13 protein-coding genes and 1 tRNA gene are annotated in these 19,792 nt (G+C 41.8%); 7 read left to right on the forward strand and 7 right to left on the reverse strand.

Annotated features, from left to right (window positions below):
- The 3 genes from PHEP_RS14700 to PHEP_RS14710 all read right to left on the reverse strand — a co-directional run bounded on the left by PHEP_RS14700 (position 1) and on the right by PHEP_RS14710 (position 4,327).
- On the reverse strand, positions 1-2,109 hold the full coding sequence (locus PHEP_RS14700; RefSeq protein ID WP_015808773.1) for a tetratricopeptide repeat protein: 2,109 nt from the start codon (positions 2,107-2,109) through the stop codon (positions 1-3).
- Positions 2,110-2,174: 65 nt separating this feature from the next.
- Entirely contained in the window at positions 2,175-2,801 is a 627-nt protein-coding gene (locus PHEP_RS14705; RefSeq protein WP_015808774.1) for a hypothetical protein, read from the reverse strand.
- Positions 2,802-2,992: 191 nt separating this feature from the next.
- Positions 2,993-4,327 carry an IPT/TIG domain-containing protein gene (locus PHEP_RS14710; protein ID WP_015808775.1) on the reverse strand — a complete coding sequence of 445 codons (1,335 nt, stop codon included), beginning with the start codon at positions 4,325-4,327 and terminating at the stop codon, positions 2,993-2,995.
- Positions 4,328-4,520: 193 nt separating this feature from the next.
- Between PHEP_RS14710 and PHEP_RS14715 the strand changes: the two genes are divergently transcribed.
- The gene (locus PHEP_RS14715; protein WP_015808776.1) at positions 4,521-5,909 is read left to right on the forward strand and encodes a serine hydrolase domain-containing protein; all 1,389 of its coding nucleotides are present in this window, start codon (positions 4,521-4,523) and stop codon (positions 5,907-5,909) included.
- Between the two features lie 72 nt (positions 5,910-5,981).
- On the opposite strand, the gene PHEP_RS14720 is transcribed toward PHEP_RS14715, so the two are convergent.
- Positions 5,982-6,057 (reverse strand) — tRNA-His (locus tag PHEP_RS14720).
- A gap of 177 nt (positions 6,058-6,234) precedes the next feature.
- On the opposite strand from PHEP_RS14720, the gene rnhA reads away from it, so the two are divergent.
- Positions 6,235-6,708, forward strand: coding sequence for a ribonuclease HI (gene rnhA / locus PHEP_RS14725; protein WP_015808777.1), 474 nt, complete (start codon positions 6,235-6,237; stop codon positions 6,706-6,708).
- A gap of 21 nt (positions 6,709-6,729) precedes the next feature.
- Here the strand turns inward: rnhA and fbp are convergent, their stop codons facing one another.
- Genes fbp through PHEP_RS14740 form a run of 3 tightly spaced genes read right to left on the reverse strand, consistent with a single transcriptional unit; the run spans position 6,730 to position 9,042 of the window.
- Complete coding sequence (gene fbp / locus PHEP_RS14730; protein ID WP_015808778.1) at positions 6,730-7,815, reverse strand: class 1 fructose-bisphosphatase; 1,086 nt, start codon at positions 7,813-7,815, stop codon at positions 6,730-6,732.
- 21 nt (positions 7,816-7,836) lie between these two features.
- Entirely contained in the window at positions 7,837-8,328 is a 492-nt protein-coding gene (locus tag PHEP_RS14735; RefSeq protein ID WP_015808779.1) for a metallophosphoesterase family protein, read from the reverse strand.
- 9 nt (positions 8,329-8,337) lie between these two features.
- Complete coding sequence (locus PHEP_RS14740) at positions 8,338-9,042, reverse strand: tRNA1(Val) (adenine(37)-N6)-methyltransferase (protein WP_015808780.1); 705 nt, start codon at positions 9,040-9,042, stop codon at positions 8,338-8,340.
- A gap of 385 nt (positions 9,043-9,427) precedes the next feature.
- On the opposite strand from PHEP_RS14740, the gene purL reads away from it, so the two are divergent.
- The 5 genes from purL (at position 9,428) to PHEP_RS14765 (ending at position 19,727) form a co-directional block, all read left to right on the forward strand.
- Positions 9,428-13,159, forward strand: a complete 3,732-nt coding sequence (purL, locus tag PHEP_RS14745) for a phosphoribosylformylglycinamidine synthase (protein ID WP_262495147.1) — start codon at positions 9,428-9,430, stop codon at positions 13,157-13,159.
- A 51-nt stretch (positions 13,160-13,210) separates the two neighbouring features.
- Positions 13,211-13,942 carry a head GIN domain-containing protein gene (locus tag PHEP_RS14750; protein WP_015808782.1) on the forward strand — a complete coding sequence of 244 codons (732 nt, stop codon included), beginning with the start codon at positions 13,211-13,213 and terminating at the stop codon, positions 13,940-13,942.
- Positions 13,943-14,000: 58 nt separating this feature from the next.
- Entirely contained in the window at positions 14,001-16,502 is a 2,502-nt protein-coding gene (locus PHEP_RS14755; RefSeq protein ID WP_015808783.1) for a DUF2339 domain-containing protein, read from the forward strand.
- On the forward strand, positions 16,489-17,391 hold the full coding sequence (locus PHEP_RS14760; RefSeq protein ID WP_143715757.1) for a hypothetical protein: 903 nt from the start codon (positions 16,489-16,491) through the stop codon (positions 17,389-17,391). The genes PHEP_RS14755 and PHEP_RS14760 overlap by 14 nt, the downstream gene beginning before the upstream one ends.
- Positions 17,392-17,540: 149 nt before the next feature.
- The gene (locus tag PHEP_RS14765; protein ID WP_015808785.1) at positions 17,541-19,727 is read left to right on the forward strand and encodes a glutamine synthetase III family protein; all 2,187 of its coding nucleotides are present in this window, start codon (positions 17,541-17,543) and stop codon (positions 19,725-19,727) included.
- The last annotated feature ends 65 nt before the right edge of the window (positions 19,728-19,792 follow it).

Below are 19,792 nucleotides of genomic sequence, written 5' to 3' on the forward strand. Positions count from 1 at the left end.
TTATTTAAAGATACCTGTTCCGTTTAGTGAGCCTGAGCCACTATTAAGGCTCATTCTTCCTTCCATACCTGCGCTTGCCCCAGCAGGGCCAACTCCTGCTGCAGCTTCTACACCTCCCGCTACCACTACATCGGTTACACCTGTTCTGTCAATTTCAATATCTGCACCTACACCAGCGCTTACGCTTGCCTGTAATGGCCCCAATTTGCCGCCGGCACTTACTTTAGGTCCAATGCTAACTGTGCAATTCTTAAAGGAATCGCCAAAACCTGCATGATCTAAATCTTGATTTAAAGTGCCGCTGATTACGCCTGCATTAACGGTGGTGGTTAAGCCACTGCAGGTAAGCGTCATCGTGAAGCCGAGTTTTGAGCTTCCAAATTCACTGTTGATGCTACAGTTTGGGTCTTTGAACTGCGTTAACCGACCACCTTTACCTTCTGCATCGTCCACACAATCGTATTTTAAAATGTTGGCAAAGTTGAATCCGCCGTTTTGCGTTAAACTAAGGTCTTTTAACCACTGCGCCTGCAAGCCTGCGTTGATGCCAGGTAATAATTTTGGATAGGTGGTATAAAGGGATGAGTAAGCCATTTCATTTAGCAGTTGTTTATCGGCAGCCAGGTAATCATTATACAGCCCTTCCAATTTGGTATTGTATGGTTTTAAAAATGCATCCGATGCTTTTACCGATTCCCTGCAGATCATGTCCAGTGTGGTATTCCCGCCTTCACCCACGTCGGCCATTTTTTTATTAATAACAACCATTGCGTCGTCGTATTTTTTCTTTAAAGCACCGCCTTCGCCATTCATATATTCCTTGATACTTTGAGCGGCAGCCTGTTTTTTTTGTTGCAGGTTTTGTAACACTACGTTTTCTTTTGCATTCATTTTCTTTGCATACATGGGTGCAGCCACAATTTTCATGGCTTCACTCTGGCTTACAGAACCGGGGTTTGCTAAGGTTTTGTTCATGACATCCATAAATTGCTTTTTTTGTTGCTCTAATTGATTCAGCATTTGCTCTTTTGACGCATCGCTGGTTTTCTGCAATGCTTTTAGTCGTTGGTCAATATCAGCACGAAATTGTTTCCATATTGGGTCCATCGCCTTACATTCTGCTACTGATTTTGGAAAGGCAGGCATGGCAAAACCTCCGAGGTTAAGTAAATCATCATTTTTATTTGCAAGTGGAAAATTGTTGTAATCACCGATGCCGGGGATGTAGCCTAAATTTTTCAACAGATCTGCTCTTGTACCACTATACCCTTGTTTGAAAGCAGTTTTCGCTGCCGCAATGGCTACTGTTTTATTACCATTCCCTTGAGCAATCAAACACATCGTTTGGTTGGCCTGCGAGTGTGATGCGGCAAGTGCAAGTGTGGTATCCAGGTATTTTTTGGCTTGGTCCACATCACCTAAGGCAAACCATGCCTGACCGAGGTTGTTGAGTATTGTACTATTCTTTTTAAATTGTCCATTGAGATTATTGAGAAGAGGGATTGCCATTTCAGGAGCCCCAGTCATCGTTAACATAGCTGCATAGTTATTCAAATTATCAGTGTTATTGGCATCATCTTTACATACCTGTGCCATCAAGCTCAATGCGATTTGTGTACGGCCACCCACCCATAATGCGGCAGCAGCATTGCCCATTTCATCAATGCTTGCTCCTTTTTGTTGCAGGTCTTTATAGATATTGTTGGCTTTATTTTTTGCAACAGGAAGTACAGCCGCAAAAGTTGTATTTCCTGTATTGCCGATAAATGCACCCATGTTTACTCTGGAAGGTGTAGCAGCAATACCAGCAATGGCTTTGGTGTCTTTTGCAGGAATAAGACCGTTGGCAACACCGCCACTTTTTGTTGGCCCACCTTCGTTTACCTGTTTTATGGCATTGTCCATCTTTTGTCCCACACCATATTGATTGAGCAGACTGTCATATCCCTTTTTTACCTTGGGATCCATTTTAGAAGTCTTTTCATTGAGTTTTTGCATGGCTTCAGTCAATCGCTTCCTATCTGCCTCCATTTGCTCTTTAGATGGCCTTTGTGAAAAAGCAATCGTTGCAATTAACGTGGTAAAGATTAATAGACCTATTCGTTTCATCGCTTGAATTTGGTTTAGGTATAAATTTAATTAAGCATTAGGTAAACAAAGGATTGTTTTTGCCTTTAAAAATTTGTCCATGCTGTCCCCTGAATGGTATCCCAACCAGATTTGCTAGAAATTTTTATATTGCCTTTGGCATCTGGACTGTAATAGATCCAGCCAATGCGATTGGCTTTTAGCTTTATTTTGCTGGTATTATTTGCCACAATGTCTGTACAGCTCTCCACTTTTACATCTTCCAGAATTATTTGGCGAGCCAGCGTAGGCATATTGTTGCCAACCCTATTGGTTACCGATATATCAATTTTTGATATTGGAAATGTTTGCAGCGACTGAGTAGCTATTTTTCCAGGACTTGACAATATGGTTGTGTTTAATGGTTTAACAGCAGTACTAACTGCTGGCTTTGCAGTTACAGTTTGTTGTGGTGTGGCAATGATGAGGTTCCTGAAATCTGCAATGCAAGCACTGGTTGGCACTTCTATTTCTATTGAGGCTGTATGATCAGACCCGCCCGTATAATTTACAACAATGATCTGGTCTTCATACATTTTCATTACAGATGTGCCTTTAATACGGCTGCCATCCCCTTTTGTTACTTTACCGTAAATAGTGATTGTTTGCGCGTACGATGTCGCTGTTGTCATGATAACAGCAAATAATAGTAGCGTTTTTTTTAGTGCTTTCATATTTTGTTCTTTTTAAAAAGCCATTTTAAACCCTGGCGGATTATCCTTGTTTTTTAATTTTGTGATATAAAAGTAGGTTGATATAAAAAAATGGTCAATCATTAAAAAAGATGATTTTTTTTGTAACTACAAGCTGGCCAGATCAATGACATCAGTTACAGCCACTTTAAACTTTTAATTGGCCGCCTTGTTTATCGCACAACAATAGCATTACCTGATGAATTCAGTGTGGTATTTCCCAAATTGACAGCCACTCCATTTTTCCAGTATTTTGCTACATTGTATGCTCCGTTGTTTTCCCATCCCGATACATAAACATCATTACCAAAAACCGCAATACCTGTAGCACTAGATGATGTTGTTGATAATTTTACTGCTACCCCATTTTTCCAATATTTTGCAAAAGTTGGCCCGCCACCATAATAATTTTCCTGTTCATATCCTGCCACATATACATCGTTTCCCTTTACGAAAACAGCGGTTGCCACGCCTACCGAAGCCGTACCTGCGGTTAGTGTTGTAGCGGTTCCGTTTTTCCAGATGGTAGCCATAGCCAAGCCTGTTGTTGCATTGTTTTGGTTGCCTGCCACATACTTATCGCTTCCGCTTGCGAAAACTGCATTGGCAAAGCAATGCTTATCGTTATTGGGAATGGTATTAGCTGGTATTGTCCCGTTAGTAAATTCCCAGGGCGAAAACCTCCCCTGTGAGTTGCGATAACTTCCAACAGCATAAACATTGTTGTTATTTATATAAATTCCTGTACAAGAGCCATTACCGGTAACGATCTGCGATACAATGGGATCATTAACACTTATGGTTGTACCTGTCCCGTTTTTCCAGTACCGGGAAAGGTCAAATCCGTTGATGATTTCCCAGCCGCCAACATGCACATCGTTACCGTTTACAGAAATGCTATTGGCAGCAGATGCGCCGGTACCAAGCGTGGTTTTAGTGCCATTTTTCCAATAATTGGCCAATTGTAAATTGTTAGTCCTTTCCCATCCTGCTGCATACACATCATTGCCATTTATAAAAATTGAACTCAATGCTGATTCTTCTGTGCTTAGTTTAACAGCAGTGCTGTTTTTCCAATAGGTAGCCAAAGGGTGTGCGCCATTATCCTGAGAACCAGCTACAAATACATCAGGCACATAAGTAATGTTGCCACCACTCACAGTCTGGTTGCCTGTTTTTATTTTTACTTCACCGCTAACAGCTCCCACAGCAGGAACAATTATCTTCAGCTGTGTAGCCGTGGCTGATTGCAAAGTGGCTGCCACCTCATTAATAGTAACGGTATTATTAAGGACTACAGTAGAAAAATTGCTGCCAGTAATGCTAAGCGTGTCGCCATAGTGTAAGGTGGTGGCAGATAAAGAAGCTACTTTAAGTGTAGTATCTTTTGGTGTTGGATCAGTAATGGGAGTGCCATTCTCTTTTTTGCAAGAAGACAATGCAAGTAGGAACAGCACAAATGCTATACCCGATGCTGTTGCAAATGTGTTATATTTTAATGTTTTCATATAGGTTGAATTTTTTAATTGAAAAAAATAATATGATATAAAAGTAGATTAGCCTAAAGACTGTAGCAATCATTAAAAAAGATGATTTTTATAGATAGTTGTTGTCACCTTTTTATTTTTTGTATGTCGTTTAGTTGAATTACCCAAAAACGAAGTTTCTGTTGCAGTTCATGTTCAACCGTAAAACAACTATATGATGAAACAGCTATTAACCTTCTCACTCGTCGTACTTTTTAGTTGCAGCGCAGCAGCACAAGAAAACAATGTATTGACTCACATTCGGATGGACAGCCTTATCAAAAAATGGATGGCAGATACACATACACCCGGGCTTGCCATTGGAGTCCTCAAACGCGGACATTTGGCAAAAATTAAAACTTATGGAATAGCCGATGTAGAAAGTGGTGCACCCCTTACTGACGAAAGTGTTTTCATGATCGCTTCACTAAGCAAGCAATTTATTTCATTTGCAATCCTGCTGCTCGAACAAGAGAACCGGCTTTCACTACAAGATCCTGCCGTCAAATATATTACGGAACTCCCTGACCCTTTAAATAAGATGACCATCTACCAACTCCTAACCCATACCTCTGGGTTGGTCAGAGATCCCGAAAATTATCATCCTTATGATCGGCAAGCAATTATGGATGTGATCAAATCCATGTATACCATCCCCCTAAATGCTCAGCCAGGGGATAAGTGGCTTTATTCAAACGCAGGCTATTTTATACTGGCAGAGATCATCACCCGTGTGAGTGGCAGCCCTTGGGATACTTTCATTATCAATAAACTATTTATCCCCGCCAACATGACCAAAACACGTACAGGAACGGTTTCCGAAATAATCCCTGGTCGCGTTGCAGGATACAATTATACCAAGCAAGGATTGGTCAATACAGAAAAATGGATCGCTGTCCGTCCTAGTGGTGCTTTTGTATCAACCATCAATGACATGGTTAAATGGGATAATTTTCTTGACACCACCCATTTACTATCTCCGGAGCGTAAAAGTTTACTCTGGAAGCCCGCCAGGCTAAATAACGGAGTGCTACTTAATTATGCACTTGGCTGGTATGCAGAACCCTTTGTCGGAACAACACGCATTCATCACGACGGTCAATACCCAGGATTCCGTTCGGACTATGAACGGTTTCCAGATGAAGGGCTGACATTAATTATTCTTAGTAATTTGGATAACGGACCATTAGAATCGCTGGCAATAAAAGCAGCTGGTATCTTGAATCCGAAATTGACATTGCCACCATTCAATATACGGGTTAAAGTTCCAGAAAAAGTTGCTGCTGGAGACCTGAAGATTCCAATTGACATTACAATAGTTGATGAAGGCAAAGACATAGTAAATAGCCTTATAGAAATGGAAATATGGGACGAAAGTGGTAAAAGTGTATATAAGCAACATGCAGAAGGCCTGAATTTCAGCTCTGCCGAACCCAAACAACTACTCTTCTCTTGGTCGCCCCAAAAAGCCGGTCGTTATACAGTAAACATCGGAGTTTACGGCTCACGTTGGGCATTTAGTTATGCTTGGATGACGAATTTAGTTACCATTAAGGTTCAGTGATAGCCAAATTTGAAGCGCTAAAAAAAACTTAAATAAAAAAAGCAGCTCTTTTCAGAGCTGCTTTAAAAACTTGGGTGGAATATGGGGCTCGAACCCACGACCCTCGGTACCACAAACCGATGCTCTAACCAACTGAGCTAAAACCACCATGTGTTTTTCAACGCTACAAAAGTACGATTAAAAACATTTTATTCAAATATTTTTAATCATTGCCCCATACATTTTTTTTAATCCTTTAAATCTCAACCAATTGAATTTCTACAATAGGATAAATTATTGCTCAGAAATTGCTTTTATGGGTTAAAAAGCTAGATTTGCTCAAGTTATGATAGAAATTTATACAGACGGAGCGGCCAGCGGAAATCCCGGACCAGGTGGATACGGTGTGATTTTACGCTCAGGTAACCACTATAAGGAACTGAGTGCAGGCTTCCGTTTAACCACCAATAACAGAATGGAACTGATGGCTGTTATTGTAGGTTTAAATGCATTAAAAACACCCGGACAAGAAGTAACTGTATTTTCTGATTCTAAATATGTAATCGATTCTGTAGAAAAAAAATGGGTATTTGGCTGGGTAAAAACAGGCTTTAAAGGAAAAAAGAACAAAGACCTCTGGATGCAGTTCTTAAATAGCTATAAACTGCACCACGTTAAATTTGTATGGATAAAAGGGCATAACAACCACCCTGAAAATGAAAGATGTGACCAGCTGGCCGTTGCAGCCTCAAAAAACAGGGCAGCATTGGCTATCGACGGCCCATTTGAAGCAGAAAAAAACAGTGCATCATTGCTTTAAATCGGGTCAGCCGAACCTTATTTAATCAATACCCCTCACAACCCCCAGTTCCTGCAGTTTTCCATTAACAGCACTGCCATTAACCATAGTATTGTTTTTTTCAGATGAAAACTCAACCATCAGGTCCTCTGCAACTTTAACCATTGCAGGAGAACCAATAAAGATAGAAGTACGCTGGTGCAGTTCAGTAGGTTCAATATCCAGTATCCTGTTAAAGCCATCAGAGGCTACCCCCCCGGCCTGCTCTACAATAAAAGCCATTGGATTACACTCATACAATAACCTCAGTTTCCCATTCGGAGAGCTTGAAGTAGTAGGATAAATGTAAATCCCTCCCTTGATCAGGTTCCGGTGGATGTCGCCCACCATAGAACCAATATACCTGGAAGTGTATGGTCTGCTGGTCAATTTATCTTCAACCTGTGCATATTTAATGTATTTTTTTACCCCTTCCGGAAAGTGGACATAATTACCCTCATTAATGGAATAGATGGTCCCGTTTTCCGGTATTTTCATATTGGGATGAGACAAGCAAAACTCGCCAATGGACGGATCCAAAGTAAAACCGTTCACTCCTTTTCCTGTAGTATAAACCATCATGGTAGAGGAACCGTAAATTACATAGCCCGCAGCAACCTGCTGCGTACCTTTCTGCAATACATCCTGAAGCGTAGCCACCCCATCTACAGATTTACGCCTATAGATTGAAAAAATAGTTCCAACAGCAACATTCACATCTATATTTGATGAGCCATCCAGCGGATCGATACATACAATATATTTGGCATTTTTAGACACCGGAGAATCAATAGGTACAAATTCATCTTCCTCTTCAGTAGCCACAATACAACATTCACCCCCACTTGTCAATGCACTTATAAATTGCGTATTGGCAAATACATCCAGCTTTTGCTGTCCCTCTCCCTGTATATTTACTGTGCCCGCATCACCAAGAATGTCAACCAAACCGGCTTTGTTCACCTCTCTGTTTACAATTTTAGCAGCTATACCGATATCTCTGAGCAACCTGGAGAGTTCTCCTTTTGCATAAGGAAAATCAGACTGTTTTTCAATAATAAATTGTCCTAGTGTTTTTATGCCCGACATATACTTAGTGTATTTTATACGTTATCTATTACCTATTTCTATGGCGACTAAGGTATGTATTTTTTCTTCTGAAATACAAAATCTAATTAAAGTTTTTATTCGGTGCCAGCCAGAATTTCCGGCTGCACCGGGATTTATATGCAAACAGTTTATCTTTTTGTCGTACATCACTTTTAAAATATGCGAATGACCGGAAATAAAAAGCATTGGAGGCTTAGTGTAAATTTCAGGTTTTACCAGCGGCGAGTACCTACCCGGATATCCACCAATATGCGTCATCCATACATCCACCTTTTCACAGTTAAAACGGAGGTGCTCGGGGTAGACAGCGCGGATCTCTTTGTCGTCAATATTGCCATAAACACCTTTCAAAGGCTTAAAGGCTGCAAGTCGCTCCGCCACACCCGGTCCAAAATCCCCGGCATGCCAAATCTCGTCACATTCGTCAAAGTGTTTAAAAACCGCATCATCCAAAAAGCCATGCGTATCAGAAATCAGTCCTATTTTCTTCATTTGTCTGTTTTAAAATGCCAGAAAAAAATCTTTTAACAATACTTTATATGCGTCGGTATAAAGCCCCTTCCCGGCATAAATGTATAAATTATGATGATGTGCAGGCTGTCCGGAATAATCAAGACAGACAATCTGTCTGATCTCAGGTTTATTTTCATCAGAATGTATGTGCAGCACAACGGCCATACCCAACCCGTAAAACTTGGCCATGTCTACGATATTTTGAGCCTGTTTTAGTGGCAATATAAACCAAAACCTGCCGTCCCTGCTCAGCATAGCAGCCACACGCTCCAGCAACTGCTCAAAAAAATGGGCATCGGTATGCCTGGCTACCCCTTTTCTGTGTTCAGGATTTTTAAGATCGTTCACAAAATATGGTGGATTGGAAACAATTAAATCGTAATATTTTTCTGGCAAATAATCTTCAATAGCCGAATGCAATACCTTTAGCCTTCCGGAAAAGGGAGCATTTAAAGCATTTTTTGTAGCAGTAAGCGCAGCCTGCTCATCAATTTCCACCGCATCTACCAAAGCGTTTGGAAAGCGTTGGGCCAGCATCAGGGCGATAACCCCTGTACCTGTTCCTATATCCAGTATATTTGCCGCTTCATTTTTTCCGGCAACCGCCCCAAGTAAAACCCCATCTGTATTGATCCGCATGGCACAACCCGTCTGGTCAATTTCAAATTGTTTAAATCTAAAAGCATTCTTCATTTACAGCTGGGCGGTTTTAAAAGATGTATTTTTTGTACAGACAACAAAGATAACAGAAATCCCAGATTAGTATATTGGTACCGTTTTTGAACCTATTCTGTTTACAAAACAACACTTAATTAAAAATTAAATAATTAAAGTCTGACAGCATCCAAATTGGGAACTCCCTTATAGTTTATTTATAATTTACAGGGAACCGACAGGGAAAAAACAGGGGGATAACAGGGACTTAACAGGGACAAATTCCTGTATACTCCTTATTAAATTCTAATGATATATTATTAATTTATTATTAATTACAAAATCTGTTACCAACCATACCAGCGGAAGTACCTGACAACAACCTGTTCCTGCTTTGATTTTATTGCATTTTGTACATGAATTTATTGTACACTATAATAGCGCTTTTAAAATTTTAACGCTAAATTTGCATCTTCAAAAAAAAAGCATGATCTATTTCTTCTCAAGCCAATCCAAAACGGTTTTCGCCTTACAAATAGAACGAAACCTGAGCACTACAGATATTACAAAACTAGAATGGCTGTTTGGCGGCGCAAAACTACAACAGGAAACTACATTAAATGACTTTTTTGTTGGGCCTCGCGCAGCAATGGTTACCCCCTGGAGTACCAATGCAGTAGAAATTACCCAGAATATGGACATCCATGGAATTATCCGTATCGAGGAATTTCAGCAGGTAGAAGAGAATTTTTCTGATTATGACCCCATGCTGTCCCAGAAATACAGCAAACTGGACCAGGACATTTATACCATTCACATTAAACCCGAGCCTATCCTGCAAATCAGCGATATTGCTGCTTACAACAAGCAGGAAGGACTTTCCTTAAGTGATGAAGAGATAGCTTATTTAAACGAACTCTCGGGCCGACTGGGCAGGGAACTTACCGATTCAGAAGTATTTGGCTTCTCGCAGGTCAACTCAGAACATTGCCGCCATAAAATTTTTAACGGCAAATTTGTAATCGATGGGATTGAACAGCCCATTTCACTTTTTAAACTGATCCGCAAAACTTCAGAAGAAAACCCCAATGATATTGTATCGGCCTATAAAGACAATGTAGCCTTTATTAAAGGCCCTAAGGTGCAGCAGTTTGCACCTAAACGCGCCGATGAACCAGATTATTATACACTAAGCGATTTTGAATCGGTAATTTCCGTAAAAGCTGAGACCCATAACTTCCCCACTACTGTTGAACCTTTTAATGGTGCCGCTACCGGATCGGGTGGCGAGATCAGGGACAGGCTGGCAGGTGGACAGGGCTCTTTGCCCCTTGCCGGTACCGCAGTTTACATGACGGCCTTATCCAGACTGGAAGAAAACCGCCCCTGGGAAAAGGGCGTGGAAGAAAGGCAATGGCTGTACCAGACACCAATGGATATCCTGATCAAGGCTTCTAACGGGGCTACCGATTTTGGGAATAAATTTGGCCAGCCGCTCATTACCGGCTCGGTACTTACTTTTGAACATGAAGAAAATAACCGCAAGCTAGGTTTCGACAAAGTGATTATGCTTGCCGGTGGCGTAGGCTATGGCAAGGCCAGTCAGGCACAGAAACACAAGCCTGCTGAAGGTGATAAAATTGTGATCCTTGGCGGAGAAAATTACAGGATCGGGATGGGCGGTGCGGCTGTATCCTCGGCTGATACCGGCGCACTGGGTACAGGAATTGAATTAAATGCCGTTCAGCGTTCAAACCCTGAAATGCAGAAAAGAGCTGCCAATGCCGTACGCGGTATGGTAGAAAGCGATCAGAACAACATTATATCTATACATGACCATGGTGCGGGTGGCCACTTAAACTGCTTATCTGAACTGGTTGAAGAAACAGGCGGAAAGATAGACCTGGATAAACTGCCTGTGGGCGACCCTACCCTTTCGGCCAAAGAGATCATCGGCAACGAATCTCAGGAACGTATGGGCCTGGTTATCGGACAGGAGCACATCAATACTTTGCAAAAAATTGCCGACCGTGAGCGTTCGCCGATGTATACCGTAGGTACGGTTACCGGCGATCATCGTTTTACTTTTGAATCGGCCTCTACCGGTGTAAAACCGATGGACCTGGAGCTGAAGGATATGTTTGGCAGCTCGCCAAAGGTGGTGATGGAAGATAAAACGATAGACAGGAAATACCTGCCTGTTACTTATGACGCTGCACAGCTAAATACCTATTTGGAACAGGTATTGCAACTGGAAGCAGTGGCCTGCAAAGACTGGCTGACCAATAAGGTAGACCGTTGTGTGGGTGGCCGTGTAGCCAAACAGCAATGTGCCGGCCCACTGCAATTGCCGCTGAACAACTGCGGGGTAATGGCTTTGGATTTTCAGGGAAAAGAAGGTATTGCAACATCTGTAGGACATGCCCCTTTGTCTGCGTTGATCGATGCAGGTGCAGGAAGCCGTATCGCCATTGCAGAATCTCTTTCAAATATTGTATGGGCACCTTTAAAGGACGGGTTGAAAAGTGTTTCGCTTTCGGCCAACTGGATGTGGGCCTGTAAAAATGAAGGTGAAGACGCCAGGTTATACGAAGCGGTAAAAGCCTGCTCTGATTTTGCCATCAGCCTGGGTATCAATATCCCTACGGGTAAAGATTCCCTGTCTATGAAGCAGAAGTATAAAGACGGTGACGTTATTGCCCCAGGAACGGTGATCATTTCGGCAGCGGGTAACTGTAACGACATTACCCGGGTGGTAGAACCTGTACTGCAAAAAAATGGCGGTGCCATTTATTACATCAACCTTTCCAATGATACCTATAAACTGGGCGGATCGTCATTTGCGCAGATCCTGAACAGGATTGGCAATGAAACACCTGATGTGAAAGACGCAGCAACCTTTAAAAAGACATTTGATATCCTTCAGCAACTGATAAAGGAAGGTAAAATACAGGCCGGCCACGATATAGGCAGTGGTGGTTTGATCACTACTTTACTGGAAATGTGCTTTGCCGATCGCGACCTGGGGGCCAGCCTCGATCTTTCGGCCCTGGGTGAGCAGGACATCATAAAACTGCTTTTTGCAGAAAATATTGGTATAGTGTTCCAGGCTGATGCCACTGTTGAAGCCAGCTTTGCCGCAAATGGCATTGCCTTGCATAAAATTGGCGAGCTGAGCACTGCAGCAACGCTGACCATTAAAAATGGTTCGGCTGAAAGCTTAAACTTTGATGTTGACCAGCTGCGTGACGTATGGTTCAAAACCTCTTACCTGCTGGATAAAAAACAAAGCGGGCCGGTTAAAGCTAAAGAGCGTTTTGACAATTACAAACACCAGGTATTGAAATATAATTTCCCTGCGCATTTTGACGGCAAAAAACCGGTTATTGATGCTTCAAAACCAAGGCCAAAAGCAGCCATTATCCGCGAAAAGGGAAGTAACTCCGAGCGTGAACTGGCGAATGCCATGTACCTTGCCGGTTTTGATGTAAAGGATGTGCACATGACCGACCTGATTACAGGCCGCGAAACACTGGAAGACATTCAGTTTATTGGTGCCGTTGGCGGTTTCTCTAACTCTGACGTTTTAGGATCAGCCAAAGGCTGGGCTGGTGCTTTTATGTATAATGAAAAAGCCAGGGTGGCGCTCGAAAATTTCTTTAACCGTCCGGATACCCTATCTGTAGGTGTTTGTAACGGTTGTCAGCTCTTTGTAGAACTGGGCCTGATCAATAAAGACCATGCTGAAAAGCCAAAAATGCTACACAATGAAAGCCATAAACACGAAAGTATATTTACATCGCTAACAGTGGCCGAGAACAATTCGGTTATGCTGTCTACCCTTGCGGGAAGCACGCTGGGGGTTTGGGTTTCACATGGTGAAGGACGTTTCCAGTTGCCTTATGCAGAAGATAAATACCGCATTGTAGCTAAATATGCTTATGAAAGCTACCCCGCCAGCCCGAATGGTTCAGATTACAACACAGCTATGCTGTGTGATGAGACGGGCCGCCACCTGGTAATGATGCCACATATTGAGCGTTCCTTATTCCAGTGGCACTGGGCAAATTATCCTCAGGGCCGTAAAGACGAGGTATCACCATGGATGGAAGCTTTTGTGAATGCCAGGAAATGGATTGAAGGCCTTAGGCCCTGATCATTTTGTTAATACCGTGCAACAAATTGTGAAATCCAACGTCTTATACTCATGAAACCTATACTTCCAATACTATTTGCAGCCCTGTTGTTTTCGGCCAGCGTTAAATCACACCCCGTTATACCTGTTGTGCAAAAAGCAGCTGCAGCCGCTTCAGATGAAAGGACGGTAAAAAACTTTAACGGCATTATCGCTGGCGGCCCCATTCAGGTTGTGGTTAAATTTGGCAATACAGAAAGCCTCAGGTTTGAGGGCGACAAGGAAGCCATCTCTACCCTGGTTAGCGAAGTAAAGGGTGATAAACTTGTGATCAGGCCCCAAACCAGTTGGGTAAGCTGGGCAAGGAAATATGAAAATAAAAAGATCGTTGCATATGTTACTGCACGTCAGCTTAGCAGTCTGACAATGAGTGGAGATGGCAGCATTACGGTATCAGGAACGGTTACAGCTACAGAATTTGCAGCAACCCTTAGCGGATCTGGCTTTATACAGGCAAATGTAGAAGCCGATAAAATTACAGGGGTTGTGAGTGGCTCCGGAGCGGCAAACATCAGCGGCAAAGCAGAACAGGCCAGTGTTACCTTGAGTGGCGCGGGTAGTTTTGGCGGCAAAGTACTTACAGTAAATGAACTTTCTGCACGCATTAGCGGTAAGGGCAGTATAAATGTAAATACCAATGGCAAAATAAAAGCGGTGATCAGCGGATCGGGCCATGTATATTATAGTGGAAACCCGGAAATTCAAAAAACAGTGCTTGGCTCAGGTGATGTAACAGAAAGGTAGTCCAACATCTGCATTACTTTTTTATTATCTTTAAGCCCGAACCAAACATCTGCCCTCTATGTTTTTAGAAACGGTTATTTTTATTGTCGTTATTATTCTGCTGATCACTGTACTGCAATTAAAGAAGAGCTTAACGGAAAAACTGGATTTTCTATACCTTAAAATTGAACAGCTATCCAAACAGCTGGAAAAAACCGGGTTTCAGGAGATAAAAACTGAGACCAAACCAGAAAAAGAGAAGCCGGATATATTACAGGAGCCTTTTAAGCCTTTTACACCTTATGCACCGAAAGATGTATTTAAGCCCGAAGCTGTCGTTATACCAGAGCCGGAACAGCAGATTGTGCCAGAACCGGCAGCCACTGTTCCAGAAGAGATAGCAACTGCTAAACCCGAACCTAAAACTGAACCTGTTGCGGCCATTACTGCCCCGGTACAACCAAGGTCAGGCATCCCTCCTTTCGTACCACCACCGGTTAAAAAACCCTCTTTCAGTGAACGGAACCCCGACCTGGAGAAATTTATAGGAGAAAACCTGTTCAATAAAATAGGTATAGTGATCCTGGTATTGGGTATGGGCTTCTTCCTTAAATATGCCATAGATAAAGACTGGATCAACGAGATTGGCCGGACCAGTATTGGCTTCGTTTGCGGGGGTATTTTAATTGCACTTGCACATAAGCTGCGTAAATCATTCAGCACTTTCAGCTCCGTATTGGTTGGCGGTGGTATAGCTATCCTTTATTTTACCGTAACAATCGGCTTTCATCAATACCAGCTGTTTAGTCAGACAATGGCTTTCATCCTCACCATCCTGATTACTGGTTTCACCGTTTTACTTGCCATCAGCTATAACCGGAAAGAGCTGGCCCTGTTTGCCATACTGGGTGGCTTTGGTGCCCCTTTTATGGTAAGTACCGGTGAAGGGAACTACATTGTACTCTTTACTTATATCCTGACCTTAAATATTGGCATGCTGGTGCTGGCCTATTATAAAAAATGGCCTGTTATCAATATCGTCTGTTACCTGTTTACCTTAATTTTATTTGGCGGATGGCTGCTGAGCAAAGTGCTGGAAAATGATAGCAAAGTTATACCTTATGCAGGTGCCCTTATTTTCGCATCGCTGTTTTACCTGGTGTTCCTGATCATGAACATCATCAATAACATTAAAGAAAAAACAGAGTTCAATGCCCTTGAAATTGGTATTCTGCTGAGCAACACCTTTTTATATTATACGGCTGGGATGCTGATTTTAAGCCATCTTGGCGGGGGCGATTACCGTGGCTTGTTTACAGCATTGATAGGTGTAGTAAATTTAGCTTTTGCTTATGCCCTGTACAAAAATGATAAGATAGACAGGAACCTGATCTATTTACTGATCGGCCTGGTGCTCACTTTTATTAGCCTGGCCGCACCCGTACAACTAAAAGGCAACCAGATTACACTGTTCTGGGCTGCCGAGAGTGTATTGCTGCTCTGGCTTTCGCAAAAATCGGGCATCACACTGATCAAACAATCCTCAGTTATTGTACTGGTACTAATGGCCATCAGTTTGGTGATGGACTGGCAGCAGGTTTATGGCAGCAGTATTTACAACACCAGCAACCGCCTGCCCATTCTTATAAACAAAGGTTTTATTACAGGCTTAGTGGTAGTTATCGCACTGACATTGTATTCGGGCCTGTTAAGATCGGAAATCAAGTCCATATTGTTCAGGGAAGTAAAAACTTCCAGGACCATCCTTGCCATCGCTGCTATTGTAATTGGATACCTGGTTATTGCCCTTGAGTTAAACCAGCAGGCCTGCAATTATTTTCCTCTGATCAGGATACTTGCGCTGGCCTGCTACAGTTACCTTTTTCTTTGTATTTTATTGGTAGCGATACGCAATGCAGAAACTGAGGAATTTAAATTTGTTGTAGGTACATTGGCGGCAGTTTGCCTGTTCTGCTATATCCTGCTCTTCAATCCGGAAACCATAGCTTTAAGGAACAGTTATCTGGAAAAAACGGGCAGTTTAAACAATTACCTTTTCCATTACCTGATGGTAGTATTAATTGGCTGCACCATTTACAGCTTGTATAAGACAGAAAAACGTATTGGCGCTGTTGCAGGTATGGTTGCATTTCAATGGTTCTCGGCTTTTATGATCCTGTATGTGGCCAGTGCAGAGCTGGACCATTTACTGGTGATGTCGCAATACACAAAAAGCAGATCTATAGCTGCCATACTCGATAATTCGCATAAAACAGGTTTTGCCATTTTATGGGGATGTTTTGCCTTGCTATGTATATATATAGGTATGAAGTGGAAATCAAAGAACATCAGGATCATTTCCATCACCCTCCTGGCCCTCACTTTACTCAAATTATTCATTTTTGATCTGAGAGGCCTATCTGAAGGCGGGAAAATTGCTGCCTTTATCTCACTGGGGATATTGCTGCTGGTAATTTCATTTATGTACCAGCGGTTAAAAAACCTGCTGCTGGCCAGCGATACCGAGACACCAGCTGCAACAGATATTGCCGATAAAGACGAAACGCATGATGAATTGTAAGGCTTATGTGCTGATTTTTCTGCTGGGTTACAGCCTGAGCGGCATGGGCCAGAATTTTAAATGGCGGGCCCCGCTTCAAAAAGTTGACAGCAGCGGCTTTTACAATATTGGGTTAAGCCCTGAACTGGTCTCAAAAACGGCCAGTACTGATCTGGCAGACATCAGGATATATGAGAAAGATAAAGAGATTGCCTGGCTGCTGAGAAAAGGCACAGATAGTACAGATACCATAGGCAGGCTAAATATCAGCCATTACAGCCTGATACCTTACACTGTATTTAAAACAAGGGAAATAAAGACCAGCAAACAATCTGTTGTTGAAATTAATTTTGATAAAGCTTATCAGATAGATAAATTAAGGTTAACCGTTGATGGCTTCAAATTTTACAGACGGGAAGCCTGGCTGGCCAAAAAAAACGGCGACATCAGGCAGAAAGGGAATCAAGATCCTTATCAGCTGATGGACAGCTTTATTATTTTATCAGGAAAACCAACAATAATTGAGCTAAAAGGTGCAAACAGATATAAAACCTTGTACCTGATCATAGAAAATGAGGATAATTTACCGCTGACTGTAAAAAAAATTGAAGCTTATCAGCAAAATATGCATTTAACTGCTTATCTTGAAAAAGATAAAACCTATATCCTTAAAACCGGAGCTCAGGATATGAGTTTCCCAAGGTACGACCTGAGTTATTTTAACGATAGCATCAGCAATGGAGTGCCTTTTATTAAAGTTGGGAACTTTAGCCAAAACAAGGCTGAAGTAAAAAAGGCAACAACTTTTTTCAACAGTAAGGCTTGGATATGGGCAGCGCTTACGGCATTAATTGGCATTCTCGGCTATCTATCCTACAAGATGATCAGGGAGATGCAGAACAAGAAGTGATTTTTTGTTAAATTCACATCAATTTGTCAGAAAAAAACCTCAAAATTCAAATAATTCTTTGAATACTTATCTACATTTGTATTTTTACAAACAATTTATTGAAAATATTCAATAAAAAACTTATTTTTGACCAAACTTTAAACAAATAAATGAAAAGCTTAAGAACAATTGCATTAAAAGAGGCGCAAACAAGAGTTTCACCAGAAGTAAAGTCTCCTTCGGATAAAATTTCTGATTTTTTCGGCGTAAATGTTTTTGATAAGAAAAAGATGAAAGACTACTTATCAAAAGAAGTATTTCAGAAACTTATTTCCTCAATTGAACAGGGTGAGTTAATTAACCATGAAGATGCCAATCACATTGCAACAGCCATGAAAAGCTGGGCAATGAGCAAAGGTGCTACACATTACACCCACTGGTTCCAACCACTAACAGGTACTACAGCTGAAAAACACGACTCATTTTTTGAGCCAAGCAGCGATGGTGCAATTGAGGTATTTGCAGGTAGTGCACTGGTTCAGCAAGAGCCAGATGCTTCAAGTTTCCCTAATGGTGGTATCCGCAACACTTTTGAAGCGCGCGGTTATACTGCATGGGACCCTTCTTCTCCGGCTTTCATTATGGAAAGCAAAGCAGGTAAAACGCTTTGTATTCCTACCGTATTTGTTGCCTACACCGGCGAAGCCTTAGATTATAAAGCTCCTTTGTTAAAAGCACTTTCTGCTATGGATAAAGCGGCTGTTGATGTTTGTCAGTATTTCGATAAAAGCATCACTAAAGTAAATGCATCATTGGGTATCGAGCAGGAGTATTTCCTGGTTGACCTTGCATTATACAATGCCCGTCCGGATTTGGCTTTAACCGGCCGTACGCTATTCGGACACATGTCGGCCAAAGGACAGCAATTAGAAGACCATTACTTCGGGTCTATTCCTGAGCGTGTGTTCACCTACATGGTCGACTTTGAAAACGAAGCCTTAAAACTGGGTATTCCTTTGAAAACCCGTCACAATGAGGTTGCTCCTTCTCAATTTGAGTGTGCACCTATTTATGAGGAAATCAACCTTGCTATTGACCACAACCAATTGTTGATGGACTTAATGGAAAAAGTTGCTTTAAGACACAATTTTAAAGTGCTTTTACATGAAAAACCTTATGCAGGCATCAACGGATCAGGTAAACACAACAACTGGTCGTTAATTACCGATACTGGCAAAAACTTGCTGTCACCAGGTAAAACGCCTAAAAACAACCTGATGTTCTTAACGTTCTTCGTGAACACCATCAAAGCGGTACATGAGCATGCCGACCTGCTAAGGGCTTCTATTGCTTCTGTAAGCAACGATCACCGTTTAGGGGCAAACGAAGCACCTCCGGCAATCATTTCTATCTTCCTTGGCTCTCAACTGGCAGATGTACTGGATGAAATCGAATCTTCAAGAAGCATCATTAAGAAAGTAAAAAATGAGGATTCTTTATGGTTAGGTATCCCTAAAATCCCTCAGATCTCTTTTGATTCTACCGACCGTAACCGTACTTCACCTTTTGCCTTCACTGGAAATAAATTTGAATTAAGGGCAGTAGGTTCTTCTGAAAACTCGTCGGCGCCAATGACGGTATTAAATGCTATCGTTGCTGATCAACTGGTTAAATTTAAAGTTGAAGTTGACAAACTGATCAAAAAAGGAGAGAAAAAAGACGTTGCTTTACTGACCGTATTGAAAAGGTACATCAAAGAATCTAAAGACATTCGTTTTGAAGGTAATGGATACAGCGATGAGTGGGCTGCAGAGGCAGAAAAACGTGGTTTATCCAACATCAAAACTACACCTAAAGCTTTAGATGCCTACGTGAGTGAAAAATCTACCGAGCTATTTGGTAAATTAAACATATTCAGCCCACGCGAATTACATGCACGTCATGAGATCCTGTTAGAAAGCTATTACAAAAAACTTCAGATCGAAGCCAGGGTAATGGGTGAAGTAACGAACAGCATGATTATCCCTGCTGCTATTGCTTACCAGAATACTTTAATTGAAAACGCCAAAGGATTAAAAGACCTTGGCCTTTCAGGTGATGCATTGGCAACGCCGTTGGCGATCATCAATAAATTGTCTGAGCACTTAAATGTGGTTAAAACCAGCATTGATGCCATGCTTGAGCAACGTAAAAAAGTAAATACAATTGACGAAAGCCGTGAAAAAGCAATTGCTTACGATGAGAAAGTAAAATCATACTTTGATACCATCCGCTACCATACAGATAAATTAGAGCAGATCGTAGACGACAGTGTATGGCCTCTGCCTAAATTCAGAGAGTTGTTGTTTTTAAAATAACCAAACCTCAATACCAGAATTTTTTAGTTTTATAACCCTGGCCTTCATTGGCCGGGGTTATTTTT

It is taken from the genome of Pedobacter heparinus DSM 2366 (genome assembly GCF_000023825.1).
Classification (GTDB): Bacteria; Bacteroidota; Bacteroidia; order Sphingobacteriales; family Sphingobacteriaceae; genus Pedobacter; species Pedobacter heparinus.